We start from the raw sequence: 16601 nt of genomic DNA, 5'->3' as shown, positions 1-16601 counted from the left end.
CCGCACGGACATGGCCTCCTGTTCGGCCATGTCGCGCAGTTGGATCGGCTCGTGGAGGCGGCCCAGCGCCCACGCACGGGCGCCGGTCGTGGTCGCCGTCTGCGGATCGGGCACGGGGCGCTCGATGTACTGCGCCTGGCCGCCGTCGCGGTGCGGCGGTACGACCGTACGGCGGGCGACGTCGTTGGCGACGGCGGTGCCGTGGTCGCGGCGCACGATGTGCAGGCACAGGTCGATGCCGGCGGCGACGCCGGCGGAGGTGAGGACGTCGCCGTCGTCGATGAACAGGACGTCCGGGTCGACGTCGATCTGTGGGAAGAGCTGCTGGAGGCGGTCGGAGTCGGCCCAGTGCGTGGTGGCGGGGCGGCCGTCGAGGAAGCCGGCGGCGGCCAGGACGTACACGCCGGTGCAGATGGAGGCGAGGCGGGTGCCGGGCCGGATGTGGGCGAGGGCGGCGGCGAGGTCGTCGGTCAGCACGCCCTCCTCGAAGACCGGGCCGAGCTCGTAGCAGGCCGGGACGATCACGGTGTCGGCGGTGGCCAGGGTCTCGGGGCCGTTCGCGACCGTGATCGCGAAGTCGGCGTCCGTCTCGACGGGGCCCGGTGGCCGGATGGAGCAGGTGACGACCTCGTACAGGTGCCGTCCCTCGGCGTCCTTGGGGCGGCCGAAGATGCGGTGCGGGATGCCCAGCTCGAAGGGGAGGAGGCCGTCGAGGGCGAGGACGACGACGCGGTGGGGGCGCAGGCCGGGCTCCGTGGGACGACGCATGGCCCGATCCTAGCGAATGCTGTCTCTCGGGCCACTCGTTGGGGGAAGACGGACATTGGATGCTCTGTGACGTGACCCAGACAGCCGAAGCCCCTGAAGCCTCCGGAGCCTCCGATGCGCCCGGAGCCTCTGAAGCCCCGTCAGCCGCTCCTGTAGTCCCGGCGGCCCCCGCGGCCCCCGCGGGGCTCGGGCGGAAGCAGCCGTCCCGTATCCGCGTCCATCGCGCCTGGTTCGTCGCCGCCGTCACCTTCGTCACGATCATCGGTGCGGCCGCCTTCCGGTCGCTTCCGGGCCTGCTCATCGATCCGCTGCATGAGGATTTCGGCTGGTCTCGCGGCACGATCGGCGCGGCGGTCTCGATCAACCTCGCGTTGTACGGCCTTACGGCCCCGTTCGCGGCTGCGCTGATGGATCGTTTCGGCATCCGTCGGGTGGTCGCCGTGGCCCTGACCGTGATCGCGGCCGGGTCGCTTCTGACCGTGTGGATGACGGCGGCCTGGCAACTGCTGCTGTGCTGGGGCCTGTTGGTGGGTCTGGGCTCGGGCTCGATGGCGCTGGCCTTCGCGGCGACGGTCACCGACCGCTGGTTCACGGCGCGCCGGGGCCTGGTCAGCGGCATCCTGACCGCGGCCTCCGCCTCCGGCCAGCTGATCTTCCTGCCGCTGCTGTCGTGGATGGTCACGCGCTACGACTGGCGTCCGGCGGCCGTGACGGTGGCGCTGGCCGCGCTCGCCGTCGTCCCGTTCGTGTGGCTGTTGCTGCGCGACCACCCGGCCGATGTCGGCCAGAAGCCGTACGGGGCACAGGAGTTCGTGCCGAAGCCGCCTCCGGTGGAGGGCGCTGCGCGACGCACGCTGCGGGTGCTTTCCTCGGCGGTCCGCACGGGGCCGTTCTGGCTGCTGGCCGGTACCTTCGCGATCTGCGGCGCCTCGACGAACGGCCTGATCCAGACCCACTTCGTCCCGGCGGCCCACGACCACGGCATGCCGGTCACGGCAGCGGCCTCGCTCCTCGCGGTGATCGGCGTCTTCGACGTGGTCGGCACGATCGCCTCCGGCTGGTTCACGGACCGCTTCGAGCCGCGCCGACTGCTGGCGGTGTACTACGCGCTGCGCGGCCTCTCGCTGCTCTTCCTGCCGATGCTGCTGGACCCCTCCGTGCGCCCGCCGATGATCTTCTTCATCGTGTTCTACGGCCTCGACTGGGTCGCCACCGTCCCGCCCACCCTGGCCCTGTGCCGCGAGCACTACGGCGACGACAGCGCGATCGTCTTCGGCTGGGTCCTCGCCTCCCACCAGATCGGCGCGGCCCTGGTCGCCTTCCTGGGCGGCTTGGCACGGGACGTCTTCGGCTCGTACGACGTGGTCTGGTACGCGTCGGGCGCGTTGTGCGCGGCGGCGGCGCTGATGGCACTGGTGATCCGGCGCCGCCCCCCGCTCACCACCCCAACACCGTCCTGAGACCGCCGCCTCGCCGCGCCGCTGTGGTGCCGCGCCGCCGTGGTGCCGCGCCGCCGTGGGGCCGGCGCGTCGGGAGGTTGCCTGGGCTCGTCCGTGGCCCATGGCCCACGGTTCAGTCGTGCCCGTGCGCTGTCCGGGGCTGTCGTCGTCGCTGTGGTGGTGGCTTGGGTTGTCAGGGGGCGAGGATGATTTTTCCGGTGGTGCGCTTTTCCTCTATTGCCTGGTGGGCCGCGGTGGCTTCGGTCAGGGGGTATACGCGGTCCACGGTGATCTGTAGGCGGCCCGCTTCGATGCGGTCGGTGATCTGTTCCAGGACCTCGCCGGAGGGCTCGGCGGTGACCCAGACGTAGCGCAGACCGCGGGCGGCGGCCTGCTGTTCGTCCGTTCCCGGGTCGATCGACGCGCCGATGAGCAGACCGCCCGGCCGGAGCACGTCGAGGGAACGGGGCCCGTACGCACCGCCGACCAGGTCCAGGACGACGTCCACCGGGGCCACGGCGGTCCGGAAGTCGGTGGCGGTGTAGTCGATCAGTTCGTCGGCGCCAAGTCCGCGCAGGAAGTCGTGGTTGGCCGCCCGCGCGGTGCCGATGACATGGGCTCCGAGTTCCTTGGCGAGCTGCACCGCGACATGGCCGACGCCGCCCGCCGCCGCGTGGATCAGCACCCGGTCGCCGGGCCGGACCCGCGCCAGCACGGTCAGCGCCTGCCAGGCGGTGAACGCGACGAGGGGCACGGCCCCGGCGTGCACCAGGTCGAGGTTCTTCGGCGCGGGCGCCAGCGCGTCGGCCGGTACGGCGGTGAACTCGGCGTACGCGCCGCGCCCGGTGACCGCGAGCATGCCGTACACCTCGTCGCCCGGCGCGAACCGTGTCACGCCCTCGCCGACCCGCTCGACGACGCCGGACACGTCGTTGCCCGGCGTCCACGGCAGGGCGACCAGCCCGGGAACGCCGCCGGCCCTGAGGACCGTGTCGCCCGGGTTGACCCCGGCGCCGGCGACCCGCAGCAGCACCTCCCCGGGGCCGGGTTCCGGCACGTCGGTCTCGGTGTGGACGAGCACCTCGGGACCGCCGAACTCGGACTGGACGATGGCGTGCATACGGGCGGACATCAGGACTCCTCGTCGGCGGGGTGCGATACGTCCCATCGTCGGCCTGTGCGATGTCCGCGCGGAAGAAGGCACTTGTCTGATATCGAGGTTCTTCATGGATACCGGCTTCGACCTGAGGAAACACGGCGGCGTGGACGTCTTTCTCCGCGACTGCCCCACCCGCGCCGTGCTGGAGTTGATCGCGGGCAAGTGGACCATGCTGGTGCTGGTGGCACTGGAGGACGGCCGGCCCATGCGGTTCGCCGAACTGCGTCGGCGGCTGGACGGCGTGACACCGAAGATGCTGACCCAGACCCTGCGCTCGCTGGAGCGCGAGGGCCTGCTGACGCGCAGCGTGTACCCGACCGTGCCGCCGTGCGTGGAGTACCGGCTCACCGGGCTCGGGCGGGAGGTGGGCGGACTGATCCAGAGCATCACCGACTGGTCGCAGACCAACATCGACGCCATCCGGGCGGCCCGCGAGGACTTCGACGAGCGAGCGGCCCGTCAACCTCCACGGGCGGCCTTCTGACCGTCCCGGCTCGCCGACGCGAGCGCAAGCACAGCGACTCGACGACTACTCCACGTATTATATGGCTACATTCCGTGACGTACGGCTGTGCTGCCCGTCTTTTGCCCGTGGAGGCGATTCATGACTTCTCTGGACCGTCGTGGTGTGTTGAAGGGCCTGACGGTCGCCGCCGCCGGGGCCACCGTGACCGGCGCGGTGGCGGGGCCGCACGCGGCGGCAGCACCGCACGCGGCGGCGGGGCAGGCGGCCGCCGCCCCCTTTCCGCAGCCGGAGACGCGCAGGGCGTCGCCGTCCACGGGGAGGCTGGCAACCCGGTTGACCGTCCGGTTCACCGAGCTGAAAGTTCCCGGGGTCGGCAAGGTGCTCACGCGCACCTACGAAGGGTCGGTCCCGGGGCCGACACTGCGGGTGCGCCCAGGCGACTCGCTCGAGATCACGCAGGTCAACGCGTTGCCGCCGAACACCGGGACGCACGAGGACGACGTCAACATCCCGCATCACTTCAACACCTTCAACCTGCACACGCACGGGTTGGAGGTGGACCCCACCGGTGACGCCGACAACGTCTTCCGTGCCTTCGAGCCCGCCGAAACGCCCGGCGACACCACGACCTACCGCACCGTCATCAACGTCCCGGAGGGGCATCCGGCCGGCACGTTCTGGTACCACCCCCACCATCACGGATCCACCGCGACCCAACTGCTCGGCGGCATGAGCGGCGTGATCATCGTCGAGGGCGACATCGACGAGGTGCCCGAGATCGCCGCCGCCAAGGACGTCGTCGTCTGCATCAGCGAACTCAAGGTGTCCGCCGGACGGGTGCCGGATCGGACGTCGCAGGCCACCTATGACGACATCCCCTCGACCTTCCTCGTCAACGGCGCATTGAACCCCGTGCTGACCATCGCCCCGGGGGAGGTCCAGCGCTGGAGGGTCGTCAACGCCGGGCCGACCAGCGCTCACTTCCTGAGCCTGAGCGGGCACGAGATGCACCAGATCGCATGCGACGGCATCACCTTCATGAGCCCCGTCACCACCACCGGAATGACCCTGCCGATGGGCGGGCGAACCGATCTGCTGATCCGCGGCGGCAAGCCCGGCACCTACAGGCTGACCGGCGGTGGCGCCTCCGGGCCGCTGCTGACGCTCGTCGTCACCGGCGAAGCCCGCCCCGAACCGATGCCACTGCCGAAAACCCTGCCCGGCCGGCCCACCGACCTGCCCGAGCCGACCCGCACCCGCACCCTGATCTTCCGCACCGACGAGGACGTCTTTCCGGGCGCCTTCCCGAACGCCTACCGCATTCTGGGCGACGGCGAGACCCCGCCCGCCGACCCCGACGCCGGCCGACACGATCTCGCCTGGGGCCGCTTCTCACCCGACTACGTCAACCAGCGCATCCGCCTGGGCGAGGTCGAGCAGTGGACGGTCACCAATGACTCCCGCGGCCGCGGTCACGGCCATCACCCCCTCCACCTGCACACCAACCACTTTCTGCTCATCGCCGTCGACAACCGCCGCCTGGCCACACCCGTCTGGCACGACACCATCGACGTCCCACCGGAGGGCACGATCACCTTCCTGCTGTGCGCCCAGGACTTCACCGGCCGCGCCATGCTGCACTGCCATCACATCGAGCACGGGGACGAAGGCATGATGCAGATCATCGAGTACGTGCGCTGACGCCGAGGGGCAGCGGGCCGGTCAGAGGAACCGGCCCTTGTGGAACAGCAGCGGCTGCTCGTCCGTGCCGTCCCCCGCGCCCAGGGCGTTCACCCGGCCGACGACGATGAGGTGGTCGCCGCCCGTGTGGACGGCGTGGATCGCGCAGTCGATCCAGGCGAGCGTGCCGGTGAGGCGGGGGGCGCCCGACACCGGGGCGGCATCGTGGTCGACGCCCGCGAACTTGTCGGTGCCGCTCCTCGCGAAGGCGCGGCACAACGGGCCCTGCGCCGCGCTCAGCACGTTGACGCAGAAGCCGCCCGCGCGGGCGATGCGCGGCCACGTCGTGGACGTCCGCCCGACCATGAAGGCGACGAGGGGTGGATCGAGGGAGAGCGAGGAGAACGACTGACAGGCGAAGCCTGCGGGCCCGTCCTCACCCTCGGCGGCAGGCGCCGTCACCACCGTCACACCCGAAGCGAAGCTCCCCAGCACCCGCCGGAACTCACCCGGATCGACCGGCGCCCGCTCATCCTCCCGGACGCAACGCAGCTCGGGCCGGGGCAACGCCTCGACCGGCCCCGCCCTCAGATAACGAACGGCGGCGGCCGCCATCCCCGCATGTCCCATCACACTGCCCATTGAAGCTGACGGGGTGTCAGATGTGAAGGGGCGCGGGGCGCGGGGCGCGGGAGGACCCGGCGGTGCGCTTGCATACGCTGCGGGCATGGGGTGGGGGAACGGGCGTACGAAGACGGGGTGGAAGCGGGCGGAACCCGAGGTGGTCGCCGCCATCGCGGCCGGAGCGGCACAGCTCCCGGCCGCCTTTCTGCTGTGGTGGTTCCACAGCCTGGCCGCCGACGCCTACGGCCGTGGCTACGGCGGCGGCTTCGGCCTCGCCTGCCTGTTCCTCCTCGCGCCCGTCTATCTGCCGGTGCTGGGCCTGCTGCACGCCTGGACGCACACCCTTGCGGGCGTCATCCTCGCCGACCTCGCCCTGGCCCGACTCCGGTGGCCGCGCCGGGGACGGCATCTGCTGGGCGTCACGCTGGTCGGGGCGGGGTGGGCCGCGGTCACCGACCTGCTGTGGGACTGGCCGTTCCTCGCCACCGCCCTGGTGCTCGCGGCGCTCGGAGTCCTGCCCGTCCTCGCGATGGCGTACACGCGGCGAAAGGCCACCGGGCGTCCCTGGAGTACCTGGGGCGTCTGGTGGCGGGCGGGGGTGAGCTCCGTCGCGCTGTTCGTGCTCGCCTTCGCGGGCGGGGCCCTGGCCACCGCGACCGGCCTGATCGAGGAGTACGAGCCTCCGGAGCTGTCCGCCGCGAAGGCCGCCGGTGTCTGGCGCGGCGACGACGGGGCGGAGCTGCGGCTCCTGCCGGGCGGACGCGCCGAGTTGACGAGGATGCCCGCCGAGGGGGAGTTCGGGTCGGACGAGGACATGGCCGTGTGCGACGGCGCCGGCACCTGGACGTATGCGACGGAAGGCCCATACGAAGCTCGGGGCCGGGTCGTCGTACGCCTGAGCGCGGGCAGCGGCACGGGCAGCGGCTGTGGGGAGGAGACGATCTGGAGGGTCAGCGGGACGGATCGTTCGCCCGAGTTGTTCGTGATCTTCGGGGATCCGGACGACGGCGAGCTGCGGATTCTGAAGCGGGCCGCCACCCGGTAGATGTCAGCGGCCCCTGAACTCGGCCGCCCGTCGCTCCACGAAGCTTGTCAGGCCCTCTGTGGCGTCTGTCGTCGTCATGTTGATTTCCTGGGCGGTGGCCTCGGCGGTGAAGGCGGTGGTGCGGTCGGTGTCGAGGGATGTGTTGATCAGGTGTTTGGTGAGGGCCAGGGCGCGGGTGGGGCCGGCGGCCAGACGGGCCGCCCACTCGGCCGCCGTCTTGTCCAGCTCCTCGTCCGGGACCACCCGGTTGACCAGGCCCAGGCGTTCGGCGTCCGGCGCGGTGAGCGCGTCGCCGAAGAACATCAGCTCCTTGGCGCGCCGGGGGCCGATCAGGCGGGGGAGGAGATAGGCGCCGCCGGCGTCGGGGACCAGGCCGCGGCGCACGAACACCTCGATGAAGCGGGCCGATTCGGCGGCCAGGACCAGGTCGCAGGCGAGCGCGAGATGCGCGCCCAGACCGGCCGCCGTGCCGTTGACCGCCGCTGTCACCGGTTTCTCACAGTCCAGGACGGCGGCGATCAGGCGCTGGGCGCCGAGGCGGATGGTGCGGGCCACGTCGCCGGCGACGCGTTCGCCCGCCGGGGAGCCGCCTCGCAGATCGGCTCCCGCGCAGAAGCCGCGGCCCGCGCCGGTGAGGACCACCGCCCGGACGTCCGGGTCGGCCGAGGCCTCCGCGAAGAGGTCGATCAGGTTCTCGCGCATGTCGGGGGTGAGGGCGTTGAGGGTTTCGGGGCGGTTGAGGGTGATGCGAGTGACCTGGCGGTCGGTCGTCTTCCCTATCCACGGCTCGGGCACGGGCCTGCTCCGTTCTCGCGCGGTCCGGCCAGGTGCGTCGCGTCCGGCACGGCGGGCCTCACCGGCACACCGCCAGCGCGTCCAACGCCACCGCTCCCTGGCCCCAGGGCAGTACCACCAGCGGGTTGATGTCGAGCTCGGCCAGGTCCTCGCCGAGTTCGAGGGCCATGCGCTGGACGCGCAGGACGACCTCGACGAGAGCGTCCAGGTCGGACGGCGGGCGGCCGCGGACGCCGTCCAGGAGGGCCCGGCCGCGCAGTTCGGCGAGCATGGCGCGGGCCTGGTCCTCGCCGAAGGGCGGGACGCGTACGGCGACGTCGTGCAGGACCTCCACCAGGACGCCGCCGAGGCCGACCGTCACCGTCGGACCGAACAGGTCGTCGTGGGTCACGCCGACGACCATCTCCACGCCCCGCTCGACCATCTGGCACACCAGGACGCCGTCCAGGGACACGCCCTCGTAGCGGGCGATGTCGGTCAACTCGCGGTAGGCGTCGCGGACTTGGCTGGCCGAGGTGAGGCCGATCTTCACCAGGCCCAGCTCGGTCTTGTGGGCGATCTGCCCGCCGGACGCCTTCATCACCACCGGGTAGCCGACCAGCGCCGCCGCCCGCACGGCTGCCGCCGCGCTCGTCACCAACTGCTCGCGCGGGACCCGGATGCCGTACGCCCGCAGGAGTTGCTTCGCCGCGTGTTCGCTGAGCTGCTCACCCGGCCGCATCAGCAGCCGCGCCTTGCGGAACGACGGCGACGGGGTGCGCGGGGCCTGGTCGAAGGGGGAGTGATAGTCGCTCACGAAGCGGTGGTGGTCGAGGTGCGCGCGGACGGCCGTGATGCAGCCCGCGAGGGTGCGGAAGGTCGCCACCCGGGAGGAGCCCAACAGCACGTCCCGGTAGGCGGGTTCGGTGCCCACCGGGGATCCCCAGACCACGCACACCAGCTTGTCCGTCCGCTCCGCCGCGTCCACCAGGTCCTGGACCAGGCGGTCGCTCAGGGGCGGGAAGGGGCCGGTGATCGGGCAGATCAGGACGCCCACCGCCGGGTCGTCGAGGATCGCGTCGATGATCTTCCGGCCGCGCCAGTCGCCCACCGGGTGGCCGCCGTTGTCGACCGGGTTCGCCACGTTCAGATAGTCGGGGATCCACTGGTGCAGCTCGGCCTGCTTGGCAGGCGACAGCGGCGGCAGCTGCAGGCCCGCCGCCGTCGCCAGGTCGGCCGCGTGGGCGCCGGTGCCGCCCGAGATGGAGTAGACGACGACGCCGTCCGCCTGCGGGGGGCGGGCCCGCGCCAACAGGGCTGCGGTGTCCTGGAGTTCGTCCAGGCCGTCGACGCGGATCACGCCGTACTGCCGCATCGCCGCGTCGACGACGTCGTCCGCGCCGGTCAGCTTGCCGGTGTGGGAGGCGGCGGTGCGGGCGCCGGCCTCGGTGCGGCCCACCTTGACCGCGACGACCGGCACCCCGCGCCGGGCCGCCCGGTCGGCGGCGAGCAGGAAGGACCGGCCGTCCTTCAGGCCCTCCACGTAGCAGGCGATCGCGCCGACCTCCGGGAGCTCGGCGAAGTAGGAGAGGAAGTCGGCGGTCTCCAGGTCGGCCTCGTTGCCGGTCGGCGCCCAGTGGGAGAGTCGGATGCCGAGCTCCTGCAGGGCGAAGACGGGGCGGCCCTGGTGGCCGGACTGGGTGATGAGGGCGATCGACGGGCCGGTGAGGTCGTCCCGGTAGCGTTCGAAGGCGTTGAGGTTGGTGTTGGGTCCGAGCAGCCGTAGGCCGGTACCGGACCGGCCGGAGCGGGCGACCGCCGCCGCGAGGCGTTCCTGCGCGAGCGCGCCCTCCTCGCCCGTCTCGGCGAACCCGGACGCGAAGACGACTGCGAACTTCACCTTCGTCTCGGCGAGTTCCTCGATCACCGGCAGGGGATCGGCGACCAGCAGCACCGCCAGGTCGACCTGCTCGGGCAGCTCGGCGACGGACGGGAAGCAGGGCAGTCCGAAGACGCTCTCGCGGGTGGGATGCACGGGATGCAGCCGCGCCCCCACCCGCTCCGCCCAGTCCACCAACTGCCGGGTGACACCGGTGTTCGGGCGTCCTTCGGCGTCCGAGGCGCCGACGACCGCGACCGACTCGGGCCGGAAGAACCGGTCCAGGTCGGGAACGGCCGCGTAGAGCGGGCGGCCGCTGACATCGAGGTCGTCGGCGTCGGCCGGCCTGCCGTGGACGGCGGGCCCGGGTTGCTCGCCGCACGCGATGACCCGGGCCCGGCGGGAGTCGGTGGTGAGGGTGCCGTGGGTTGATCCAAGCATCGGTCCGCCCCGCTCCTGTGTGACTGCCAAGTAACTGACGCTCTGTCAGATTACATAACTGACGGAGTGTCAGGAATGGTCGTGCACAGAGAAAGGAACGGACCTTCGGCGACCGGCTACAGCGCCGCCAGCACCTCCTTCGCCACCCGCTCGCCCGACCGCACCGCTCCGTCCATGAAGCCCATCCAGTGGAGGGACGTCTCCGTCCCCGCCCAGTGGATCCCGCCGACGGGCGCCCGCAGCGCCGGACCGTACTGCGTCAGGACGCCGGGCGCGGCGATGGAGACGGGGCCGCCGCGGGTGTAGGCCTCGTTGTTCCAGCGTTGCAGCACGAAGGAGCTGGGGGAGGCCGCTTTCTCGCCGAAGTACGTCACGTAGTCCTTCAGGACGGCCGCTCTGACCTCCGCCTCGCTCGCCGCGTCGTACGCCCGCGCCTCGTCCGCCTCGATGAAGCCCATCAGCGCGCCGTAGGAGGCGTCGGGCGGGGAGTTGTCGAAGGTGGAGCTGACCACGCCGGTGTCGCTGACGACCTGGCCGTTGAGGCCGTCGGCCCGCCAGAACGGGGTGTCGTAGATCGCGATCGCCTTGCCGACCGAGGCCATCGGCAGCCGCTGGGTGAGCTGGTCACGGGCGGCCGGCAGAAGCGGGTCGTACGAGATGCGGGCGGCCAGCGGCGGGGGTACGGCGACGACGACCCGCTTGGCGGTGACGGTGATGCCGTCGGCCGTCACCACGTACTTGCCGCCGGACCGGGCGACCGTGCGCACCGGCGCCTTCAGCACCACCCGGTCGCTGAGCGTGGCGGCGAGCTTGATCGGCACCTGCTGGGAGCCGCCGACGAAGCGCTGTTCCTGGGCGCCGTTCGCCGTCTCGGTGAGGCGTTCCAGGGTGCCGGGGGTCGTCTCGTTGCCGGCGGCGGCGATGTAGAAGAGGACGAACAGGAGGGACAGCTCCCGGGGTTCGGCCGAGAAGATCGAGGTGCAGGCCACGTCCAGGAGGAACTTCGCCGACGGGATGACGGCGTTGGCGCGCAGCCAGGACTCGAAGGTCTGCCGGTCCCACTCCTCGGCCTTGGCGGCGGTCCAGGGCGCGTCGACCGGCACCTGCTTGGCCATGTCGTCCAGCGAGGCCTGCACGATCGCGGCGTTGGCGAGCCCGGCCGCGTCGATGGGCGGGACCGAGCCGAGGAGGCCGTCGGTGGCGTAGGGGGTCTTCTTGCCGTCCTTGTAGAGGAGGTTCTTGCCGGTGTTGTAGGTGGGGAAGGTGGCCACGCCGAGGGAGTCGGCGAGCGCCTTGATGCGGTCCTGGGTGGGGCCGATGAACTCGCCGCCGCCCTCGGTGACCCCGCCGTTCGCGAGGGCGAGGTTCACGACCCGGCCGCCGACGCGGTCACGGGCCTCCAGGACGGTGACCGTCTTCCCGGCGGCGACCAGATCGCGGGCCGCGGTGAGACCGGCGAGTCCGCCGCCGACGATCACGACGTCGACGTCCCGGGCGGCGGCCGCGGCGGCGGTGCCGGCGGCGGCGGTCGCGGTGAGGGTGGTGGCGCCGGCGGCCACGGCGGCGGTGCGACCCAGCAGGGAGCGGCGGGAGAGGTGTCTTTCACTTGCCACGTGCGTCCTCCGGAAGAGAGGGGGAGCCAGAAAGGTGAACAGGGCTCACATTCTGGTGCCGTGCGCGGGTGCACGACAACGCTCTCGCCACATCTGACGCACGCGTAACTAAGGTGAGAGCTAACGGAGTTGGCGGCGGACGGCCTTCGCGATCTTCTCCGCGTCGATCGCCAGCTCGCGGAACGTGCCGCTGATGGGGGTGGTGAAGCCGGTGAAGTACAGGCCGGGAGCGTCCTTCGGGGTGCGGGCGCCGTGGGCCACGGGTCTCCCGCGGTCGTCGAGCACGCCGAGGTGGCCGACCAGCCCCTCCAGGGCGCGGACGTATCCGGTGGCGGCGACGACGGCCTCCGGCGAGATCCGGGCGCCGTCGGCGAGCGCGATCTTGCCGCCGTCCTCGAAGCTCTCCACGGCGGCCACGATCTCCACCTTGCCCTTGCGGACGGCGTCGATCAGACCGACGTCCTGCACCGGGATGGCGCCGTCCTTGACGCGCGAGTAGAGGCCCGTGTCGGGGCGGGGCAGACCGTGCGCCGACAGGTCGGGCACGCTGAGCCTGGCCATCGGCCGCGCGAGCCGGTCGACGAGGCCGACCGGCAGCCGCCGTACCAGGACCGCCGTGTACTGCGCGGCCCACCCGGCCGTCGAACGCCGCACGATGTGCGGGACCGTGCGCACGGACAGCCGCACCCGGGCCGCGCCGCTCTCCACCAGGTCGACGGCGATCTCGGCGCCGGTGTTGCCGACGCCGACGACGAGGACGTCCCGGCCGGCGTACTCCTTGCCGCTGCGGTAGCCGGACGCGTGCGCGAGGTCACCGGTGAACGTCTCGCGGCCGGGCCAGTCCGGCAGGTGCGGGGTGTGGTTGTAGCCGGTGGCGACGACGACGGCCGAGCCGACGAGCTCGCGTCCGCCGGTGGCGTGCAGCAGCCAGCCGGCGCCGTCCGGGGTGCGCTCGACCCGGGTGACCTCGACGCCGGTGACGATCTCCAGCTCGTGGACCTCGGCGTACTTCTCCAGGTACCGCACCACGTCGTCGCGGGCCGCCCAACGGCCGAACCGGCGCGGCATCTTCAGCCCCGGCAGGGCGGAGAGGCGGCGGGTGGTGTGCAGATGCAGCCGGTCGTAGTGACGCCGCCAGGACGCGCCGACCCCGTCGGCCTTCTCCACGACGACGGCGCGTATGCCCTGGGCACGCAGCGCATACGCGGTGGCGAGACCGCCGGGGCCGCCGCCGATGACGTAGACGGGGCGGTCGGCCGGGTTCGCGGTGGTGATCGTCCGGGGGGCCGGGCGGGGTGCGGAGTCTTCCATGAGCGCGAGCGTAATCACGCGCGCGGTTGATGGGTCTCGGTCAAGAGGGGAATTGGTTGCGGATCGATCACGTGTGGGGGAGGTGTGGGTGGGGCTTGTGACGTAGGCCACCCGGTTGTGAGCGTCGGGAAAAGGCGGCGGGCCGGGGGCGGGCGCGGCGGGCCGGGAAGGGGGCGACGCCTGGCCCGGGTGCGTTCGGGTGAGGCGTCGTGGTGGACTTCCCGGATCAGATGATCTGACGTACCGTCAGATTCATGGATGCGATCCGGCGCGCTGAGGTGCGTTACGACGTCCCGGAGGCCGACGCCTTCACCCGCACCTACTGGGACGCGGCCGCCGAGGGCCGGCTGCTGATCCGGCGCTGCGGGGCGTGCGGGCGGGCCCACCACTACCCCCGGGAGTTCTGCCCGCACTGCTGGAGCGAGGACGTGACCTGGGAGGACGCGAGCGGCCTGGCCACCCTCTACACCTGGTCCGTCGTCCACCGCAACGACCTGCCGCCCTTCGGGGAACGGACGCCGTACGTCGCGGCGGTCGTCGACCTGGCGGAGGGGCCGCGGATGTCCACGGAGGTGGTGGGCGAGGGGTCGGGATCGGCACCGGGGCAGGGACGGGAGCTGCGGGCGGGGCTGGAGCTGGAGGTCGTGTTCCGGGAGGGTGTGCCGGTGTTCAGGCCAAGGGTCTGAGCGGGCGGGTAGCGCGCCGGTCCCTCGGGCCTCCCTCGGGCCTTCGGGCCTTCGGATGCCGAGCGTTCGGTCGGGTGTTCAATGAACGGATGACCGATATTCGTCAGCCGTACGCGGCTCCCCCGCCCGCCCCCGTGCTCGACGGCCATGGCCTCCGTCTCCGGCTCTGGGACCCCGAGTCCGCCGCCGACGTGGACGCCTGGCTGCGCGGGCACCTCGACCCGGAGTTCATACGCTGGAACACGCCGCTGCGCACCATCACGGACACCGACGGCGCACTGGAGTCGCTGCGGGCGAAGGCGGCGGACGCGGCCGCGGGGACGAGCGTGAACTTCTGCGTGACGGACGACGAGGACGGAACGATCCTCGGATCGGTGTCCGTGAACATGATCGACCGAATCCAGAGGTCGGGCAACGTGGGGTACTGGATCCTTCCCGAGGCCCGCGGCAGGCAGGCGGCGACCCGCTGCCTCCTCCTCGCGGCCCGCTGGGCGTTCGACGAAGCGGGCCTGCACCGCCTGGAGTTGGGCCACGCGCTCGGCCACCACGCGTCGTGCCGGGTCGCCGAGCGGTGCGGCTTCCCGTACGAGGGGACGCTGCGCGGCGCGATGTGGGAGTCGGGCCGCAGGGACGCGTACCGGGACGTCCACCTGCACGGCCGCCTGGCAGCGGACGCGGAGCCGGAGTTTCCGTGAGGGTGATGCAGCTGGCGGCGAGCGGGCGGAGCGGCTGGTGCGGGTGAGGTAATTGGCAGGCGAGGGGCGGCGCCCGCGCGCGACGATGAGTCATGCGCCCCGACGACTGGCACCTCACCCACGACCTCGACGCGTTCCTCGACAGCGCCGGTGACTTCCTGCACTCCCGCCCCGCCCTGCACACGGTCCCGCTGACCGTGACCGACGGCCTGCGGCGCAGGGGCCTGCACGTGTACGGCGACGGCGATCCCCTCTTCGGCACGCTGGACTCGGGGGACGGCGGGATCCGCGCCGTGTTCTTCCGCACGCCCCCGCACCGGATCTACCCCACCTCCCTGACGGCGGAGGAGGCCGACGCCCTGGCCGCGAGGCTGGCCTCCCTCGGTCACCGCCTGCCCGGCGTCTCCGCCGACCGCGACACCGCGGCCGCCTTCGCGCAGGCCTGGCAGCGGCGGACAGGTGCCGAGCCACACTTGAACGAACGCCAACGCCTCCACCGCTTGGGTGAGTTGACGTACCCGAAGCCGCCCCCTCCCGGCCGCGCGCGCGTCGCCACCGCAGCCGACCGCGCCCGACTGGTCCGGTGGTACGACGAGTTCATGGACCAGGTCGGCGCGGGCGCCGCCCAGGACAGCGGAGCCTGGGCCGACTCCCGGATCGCCTATGGCGGAATCACCTTCTGGGAGACGGCCGACGGCACCCCCGTCGCCATGGCCGGCGCCACCCCGCAGGTGGCCGGCCAGATCAGGGTGGCTCCCGTCTACACCCCGGCCGAGCTGCGCGGCCGGGGCTACGCCGGCGCGGCGACGGCACAGGTGAGCCGCGCCGCGCTGGCGTCGGGCGCGGCGGAGGTGCTCCTCTTCACCGACCTGGCCAACCCGACCAGCAACAGCCTCTACCGACGAATCGGCTACCGCCCGGTGGCGGACTTCGCGGTGTACGCGTTCGCGTGAAGGGGCGTTAGAGGAGGTGGTCCGCCTTGCCTGCCTTGATTTCGAGGATGAGGGCGCGGAGGGCGTCGTGGGTGTCGGTGAGGGGGGTGTCCTCCTGGCCGGCGACGGCGATGTAGGCGTTGCCGGTGGGGTCGGTGCCTATGCGGAAGCAGTTGGCGCCCTCGGCGCAGAAGGGGTCTTCCCAGGTGATCTGGTTCATCGTGGGCTCCTCAGAGGTGGCTGGCGATGCTGTGCATGAAGTCGCGTGAGCCGGCGGACGGCAGTGATGCCGCATCCATCCAGTCAAGGTGCGCGCGGTATTTGTCGAGTTGGGACTGACCGTGCAGGAACTCGGGTCCGTGGGCCGAATCGAGTTCCACGGTGTCGAGTTGAGGTACCGGCCCTTCGGCGTAGATCACGGCCTGCCCGGCGCCGGGGAAGGCTCCGGCCCGGAACGGGATCACCTGGACCTCGATGTTCTCCAGCTCGGACAGTTCACAGAGGCGTTCGAGTTGGGGCCGCATGACCTTGACGCCGCCGAACTCGACGCGCAGGGCGGCCTCGTGCACGTATCCGACGTAGGTGACGGGGTTGTCGCGGTGCAGCACCTGCTGGCGTTGCATACGCAGGGCCACGCGGAGCTCGACTTCACCCGGGGACAGGGGAGGCAGGGCGGCGGAGAAGAGTGTGCGGGCGTAGGCGTCGGTCTGGAGGAGACCCGGAACGTGCATGGCCAGGCCGGCCCGTATGCGCCGGGCGTGCCACTCCAACTCCGCGATGTCCATGAGGGCTGCGGGGAGTTGGCCCCGGTAGGTGTCCCACCAGCCCCGCGTGTTGTCGGCGGCCATGTCGGCCAGCGCGTCGACGTACGCGTGGTCGCGGCATTCGTAGTTGCAGGCGAGCGTCCGTAGACGTTCGGGCGTGATGATCCGGACGCCGGCCTCGATGTTGGAGATCTTCGTCCGGTCGATCCCGAGGACCCCTGCGGCGTACTCCGTGGTCACCTGTGCTGCGAGGCGCATTTTTCGCAGCTCGGCACCCAGTCGCTTCTGGCGCTCGCTGGGTGTTGCCCTTGGCGGCATGTGTCAG

Annotated in this window: 16 protein-coding genes; 7 read left to right on the top strand and 9 right to left on the bottom strand. The window is 71.9% G+C overall.

Annotation, left to right across the window (positions count from 1 at the left end; all coding sequences use genetic code 11):
- Nucleotides 1–768 (bottom strand): GlxA family transcriptional regulator (locus tag ACIBTS_RS46840; protein ID WP_399327718.1); only part of this gene is annotated, 768 nt, incomplete at its 3' end.
- A gap of 209 nt (nt 769–977) precedes the next feature.
- Between ACIBTS_RS46840 and ACIBTS_RS46835 the strand changes: the two genes are divergently transcribed.
- Nucleotides 978–2228, top strand: coding sequence for an MFS transporter (locus tag ACIBTS_RS46835; RefSeq protein ID WP_399327722.1), 1251 nt, complete (start codon nt 978–980; stop codon nt 2226–2228).
- A gap of 172 nt (nt 2229–2400) precedes the next feature.
- Here the strand turns inward: ACIBTS_RS46835 and ACIBTS_RS46830 are convergent, their stop codons facing one another.
- Nucleotides 2401–3339 (bottom strand): NADP-dependent oxidoreductase, encoded by a 939-nt coding sequence (locus tag ACIBTS_RS46830; protein ID WP_399327716.1) that lies wholly within the window; start codon nt 3337–3339, stop codon nt 2401–2403.
- A 94-nt stretch (nt 3340–3433) separates the two neighbouring features.
- Here ACIBTS_RS46830 and ACIBTS_RS46825 point away from each other — a divergent pair, with 94 nt between their 5' ends.
- Both ACIBTS_RS46825 and ACIBTS_RS46820 read left to right on the top strand, forming a co-directional pair.
- Nucleotides 3434–3850, top strand: coding sequence for a helix-turn-helix domain-containing protein (locus tag ACIBTS_RS46825; protein WP_099936628.1), 417 nt, complete (start codon nt 3434–3436; stop codon nt 3848–3850).
- Between the two features lie 120 nt (nt 3851–3970).
- Entirely contained in the window at nt 3971–5533 is a 1563-nt protein-coding gene (locus tag ACIBTS_RS46820) for a multicopper oxidase family protein (protein WP_399327714.1), read from the top strand.
- Between the two features lie 21 nt (nt 5534–5554).
- On the opposite strand, the gene ACIBTS_RS46815 is transcribed toward ACIBTS_RS46820, so the two are convergent.
- Nucleotides 5555–6142, bottom strand: a complete 588-nt coding sequence (locus tag ACIBTS_RS46815; protein ID WP_319674704.1) for a flavin reductase family protein — start codon at nt 6140–6142, stop codon at nt 5555–5557.
- Nucleotides 6143–6239: 97 nt separating this feature from the next.
- On the opposite strand from ACIBTS_RS46815, the gene ACIBTS_RS46810 reads away from it, so the two are divergent.
- Nucleotides 6240–7181, top strand: coding sequence for a hypothetical protein (locus tag ACIBTS_RS46810; RefSeq protein WP_399327712.1), 942 nt, complete (start codon nt 6240–6242; stop codon nt 7179–7181).
- Nucleotides 7182–7184: 3 nt separating this feature from the next.
- Here ACIBTS_RS46810 and ACIBTS_RS46805 read toward each other — a convergent pair whose 3' ends face one another.
- The 4 genes from ACIBTS_RS46805 to ACIBTS_RS46790 form a co-directional block, all read right to left on the bottom strand.
- A complete protein-coding gene (locus ACIBTS_RS46805; protein ID WP_399327710.1) occupies nt 7185–7976 on the bottom strand; it encodes an enoyl-CoA hydratase/isomerase family protein in 792 nt (263 codons plus the stop codon).
- Between the two features lie 58 nt (nt 7977–8034).
- Nucleotides 8035–10275, bottom strand: a complete 2241-nt coding sequence (locus tag ACIBTS_RS46800) for an acetate--CoA ligase family protein (protein ID WP_399327708.1) — start codon at nt 10273–10275, stop codon at nt 8035–8037.
- A gap of 116 nt (nt 10276–10391) precedes the next feature.
- Nucleotides 10392–11888 (bottom strand): flavin monoamine oxidase family protein, encoded by a 1497-nt coding sequence (locus ACIBTS_RS46795; protein ID WP_399327706.1) that lies wholly within the window; start codon nt 11886–11888, stop codon nt 10392–10394.
- A 120-nt stretch (nt 11889–12008) separates the two neighbouring features.
- Complete coding sequence (locus ACIBTS_RS46790; RefSeq protein WP_399327703.1) at nt 12009–13199, bottom strand: flavin-containing monooxygenase; 1191 nt, start codon at nt 13197–13199, stop codon at nt 12009–12011.
- 254 nt (nt 13200–13453) lie between these two features.
- Here ACIBTS_RS46790 and ACIBTS_RS46785 point away from each other — a divergent pair, with 254 nt between their 5' ends.
- The 3 genes from ACIBTS_RS46785 to ACIBTS_RS46775 all read left to right on the top strand — a co-directional run bounded on the left by ACIBTS_RS46785 (nt 13454) and on the right by ACIBTS_RS46775 (nt 15533).
- Nucleotides 13454–13885, top strand: a complete 432-nt coding sequence (locus tag ACIBTS_RS46785) for a Zn-ribbon domain-containing OB-fold protein (RefSeq protein ID WP_399327701.1) — start codon at nt 13454–13456, stop codon at nt 13883–13885.
- 89 nt (nt 13886–13974) lie between these two features.
- A complete protein-coding gene (locus ACIBTS_RS46780) occupies nt 13975–14580 on the top strand; it encodes a GNAT family N-acetyltransferase (RefSeq protein WP_399327699.1) in 606 nt (201 codons plus the stop codon).
- Between the two features lie 92 nt (nt 14581–14672).
- Complete coding sequence (locus tag ACIBTS_RS46775; protein ID WP_399327697.1) at nt 14673–15533, top strand: GNAT family N-acetyltransferase; 861 nt, start codon at nt 14673–14675, stop codon at nt 15531–15533.
- A 7-nt stretch (nt 15534–15540) separates the two neighbouring features.
- On the opposite strand, the gene ACIBTS_RS46770 is transcribed toward ACIBTS_RS46775, so the two are convergent.
- Entirely contained in the window at nt 15541–15732 is a 192-nt protein-coding gene (locus ACIBTS_RS46770) for a hypothetical protein (protein ID WP_399327695.1), read from the bottom strand.
- Between the two features lie 10 nt (nt 15733–15742).
- A complete protein-coding gene (locus ACIBTS_RS46765; RefSeq protein ID WP_399327693.1) occupies nt 15743–16594 on the bottom strand; it encodes a helix-turn-helix domain-containing protein in 852 nt (283 codons plus the stop codon).
- Nucleotides 16595–16601: the final 7 nt, after the last annotated feature.

Source organism: Streptomyces sp. NPDC050121 (genome assembly GCF_044460385.1).
Taxonomy (GTDB): Bacteria; Actinomycetota; Actinomycetes; order Streptomycetales; family Streptomycetaceae; genus Streptomyces; species Streptomyces soliscabiei.
The sequence above is the reverse complement of the archived record's forward strand: the minus strand, read 5'-3'. Positions and strand labels throughout refer to the sequence as shown.

Coding starts and splice junctions, on each gene's coding strand:
- ACIBTS_RS46765 (WP_399327693.1), bottom strand. CDS start 16,594: ATGCCGCCAAGGGCAACACCCAGCGAGCGCCAGAAGCGACTGGGTGCC.
- ACIBTS_RS46775 (WP_399327697.1), top strand. CDS start 14,673: ATGCGCCCCGACGACTGGCACCTCACCCACGACCTCGACGCGTTCCTC.
- ACIBTS_RS46785 (WP_399327701.1), top strand. CDS start 13,454: ATGGATGCGATCCGGCGCGCTGAGGTGCGTTACGACGTCCCGGAGGCC.
- ACIBTS_RS46815 (WP_319674704.1), bottom strand. CDS start 6,142: ATGGGACATGCGGGGATGGCGGCCGCCGCCGTTCGTTATCTGAGGGCG.
- ACIBTS_RS46790 (WP_399327703.1), bottom strand. CDS start 13,199: ATGGAAGACTCCGCACCCCGCCCGGCCCCCCGGACGATCACCACCGCG.
- ACIBTS_RS46810 (WP_399327712.1), top strand. CDS start 6,240: ATGGGGTGGGGGAACGGGCGTACGAAGACGGGGTGGAAGCGGGCGGAA.
- ACIBTS_RS46820 (WP_399327714.1), top strand. CDS start 3,971: ATGACTTCTCTGGACCGTCGTGGTGTGTTGAAGGGCCTGACGGTCGCC.
- ACIBTS_RS46830 (WP_399327716.1), bottom strand. CDS start 3,339: ATGTCCGCCCGTATGCACGCCATCGTCCAGTCCGAGTTCGGCGGTCCC.
- ACIBTS_RS46800 (WP_399327708.1), bottom strand. CDS start 10,275: ATGCTTGGATCAACCCACGGCACCCTCACCACCGACTCCCGCCGGGCC.
- ACIBTS_RS46770 (WP_399327695.1), bottom strand. CDS start 15,732: ATGAACCAGATCACCTGGGAAGACCCCTTCTGCGCCGAGGGCGCCAAC.
- ACIBTS_RS46825 (WP_099936628.1), top strand. CDS start 3,434: ATGGATACCGGCTTCGACCTGAGGAAACACGGCGGCGTGGACGTCTTT.
- ACIBTS_RS46780 (WP_399327699.1), top strand. CDS start 13,975: ATGACCGATATTCGTCAGCCGTACGCGGCTCCCCCGCCCGCCCCCGTG.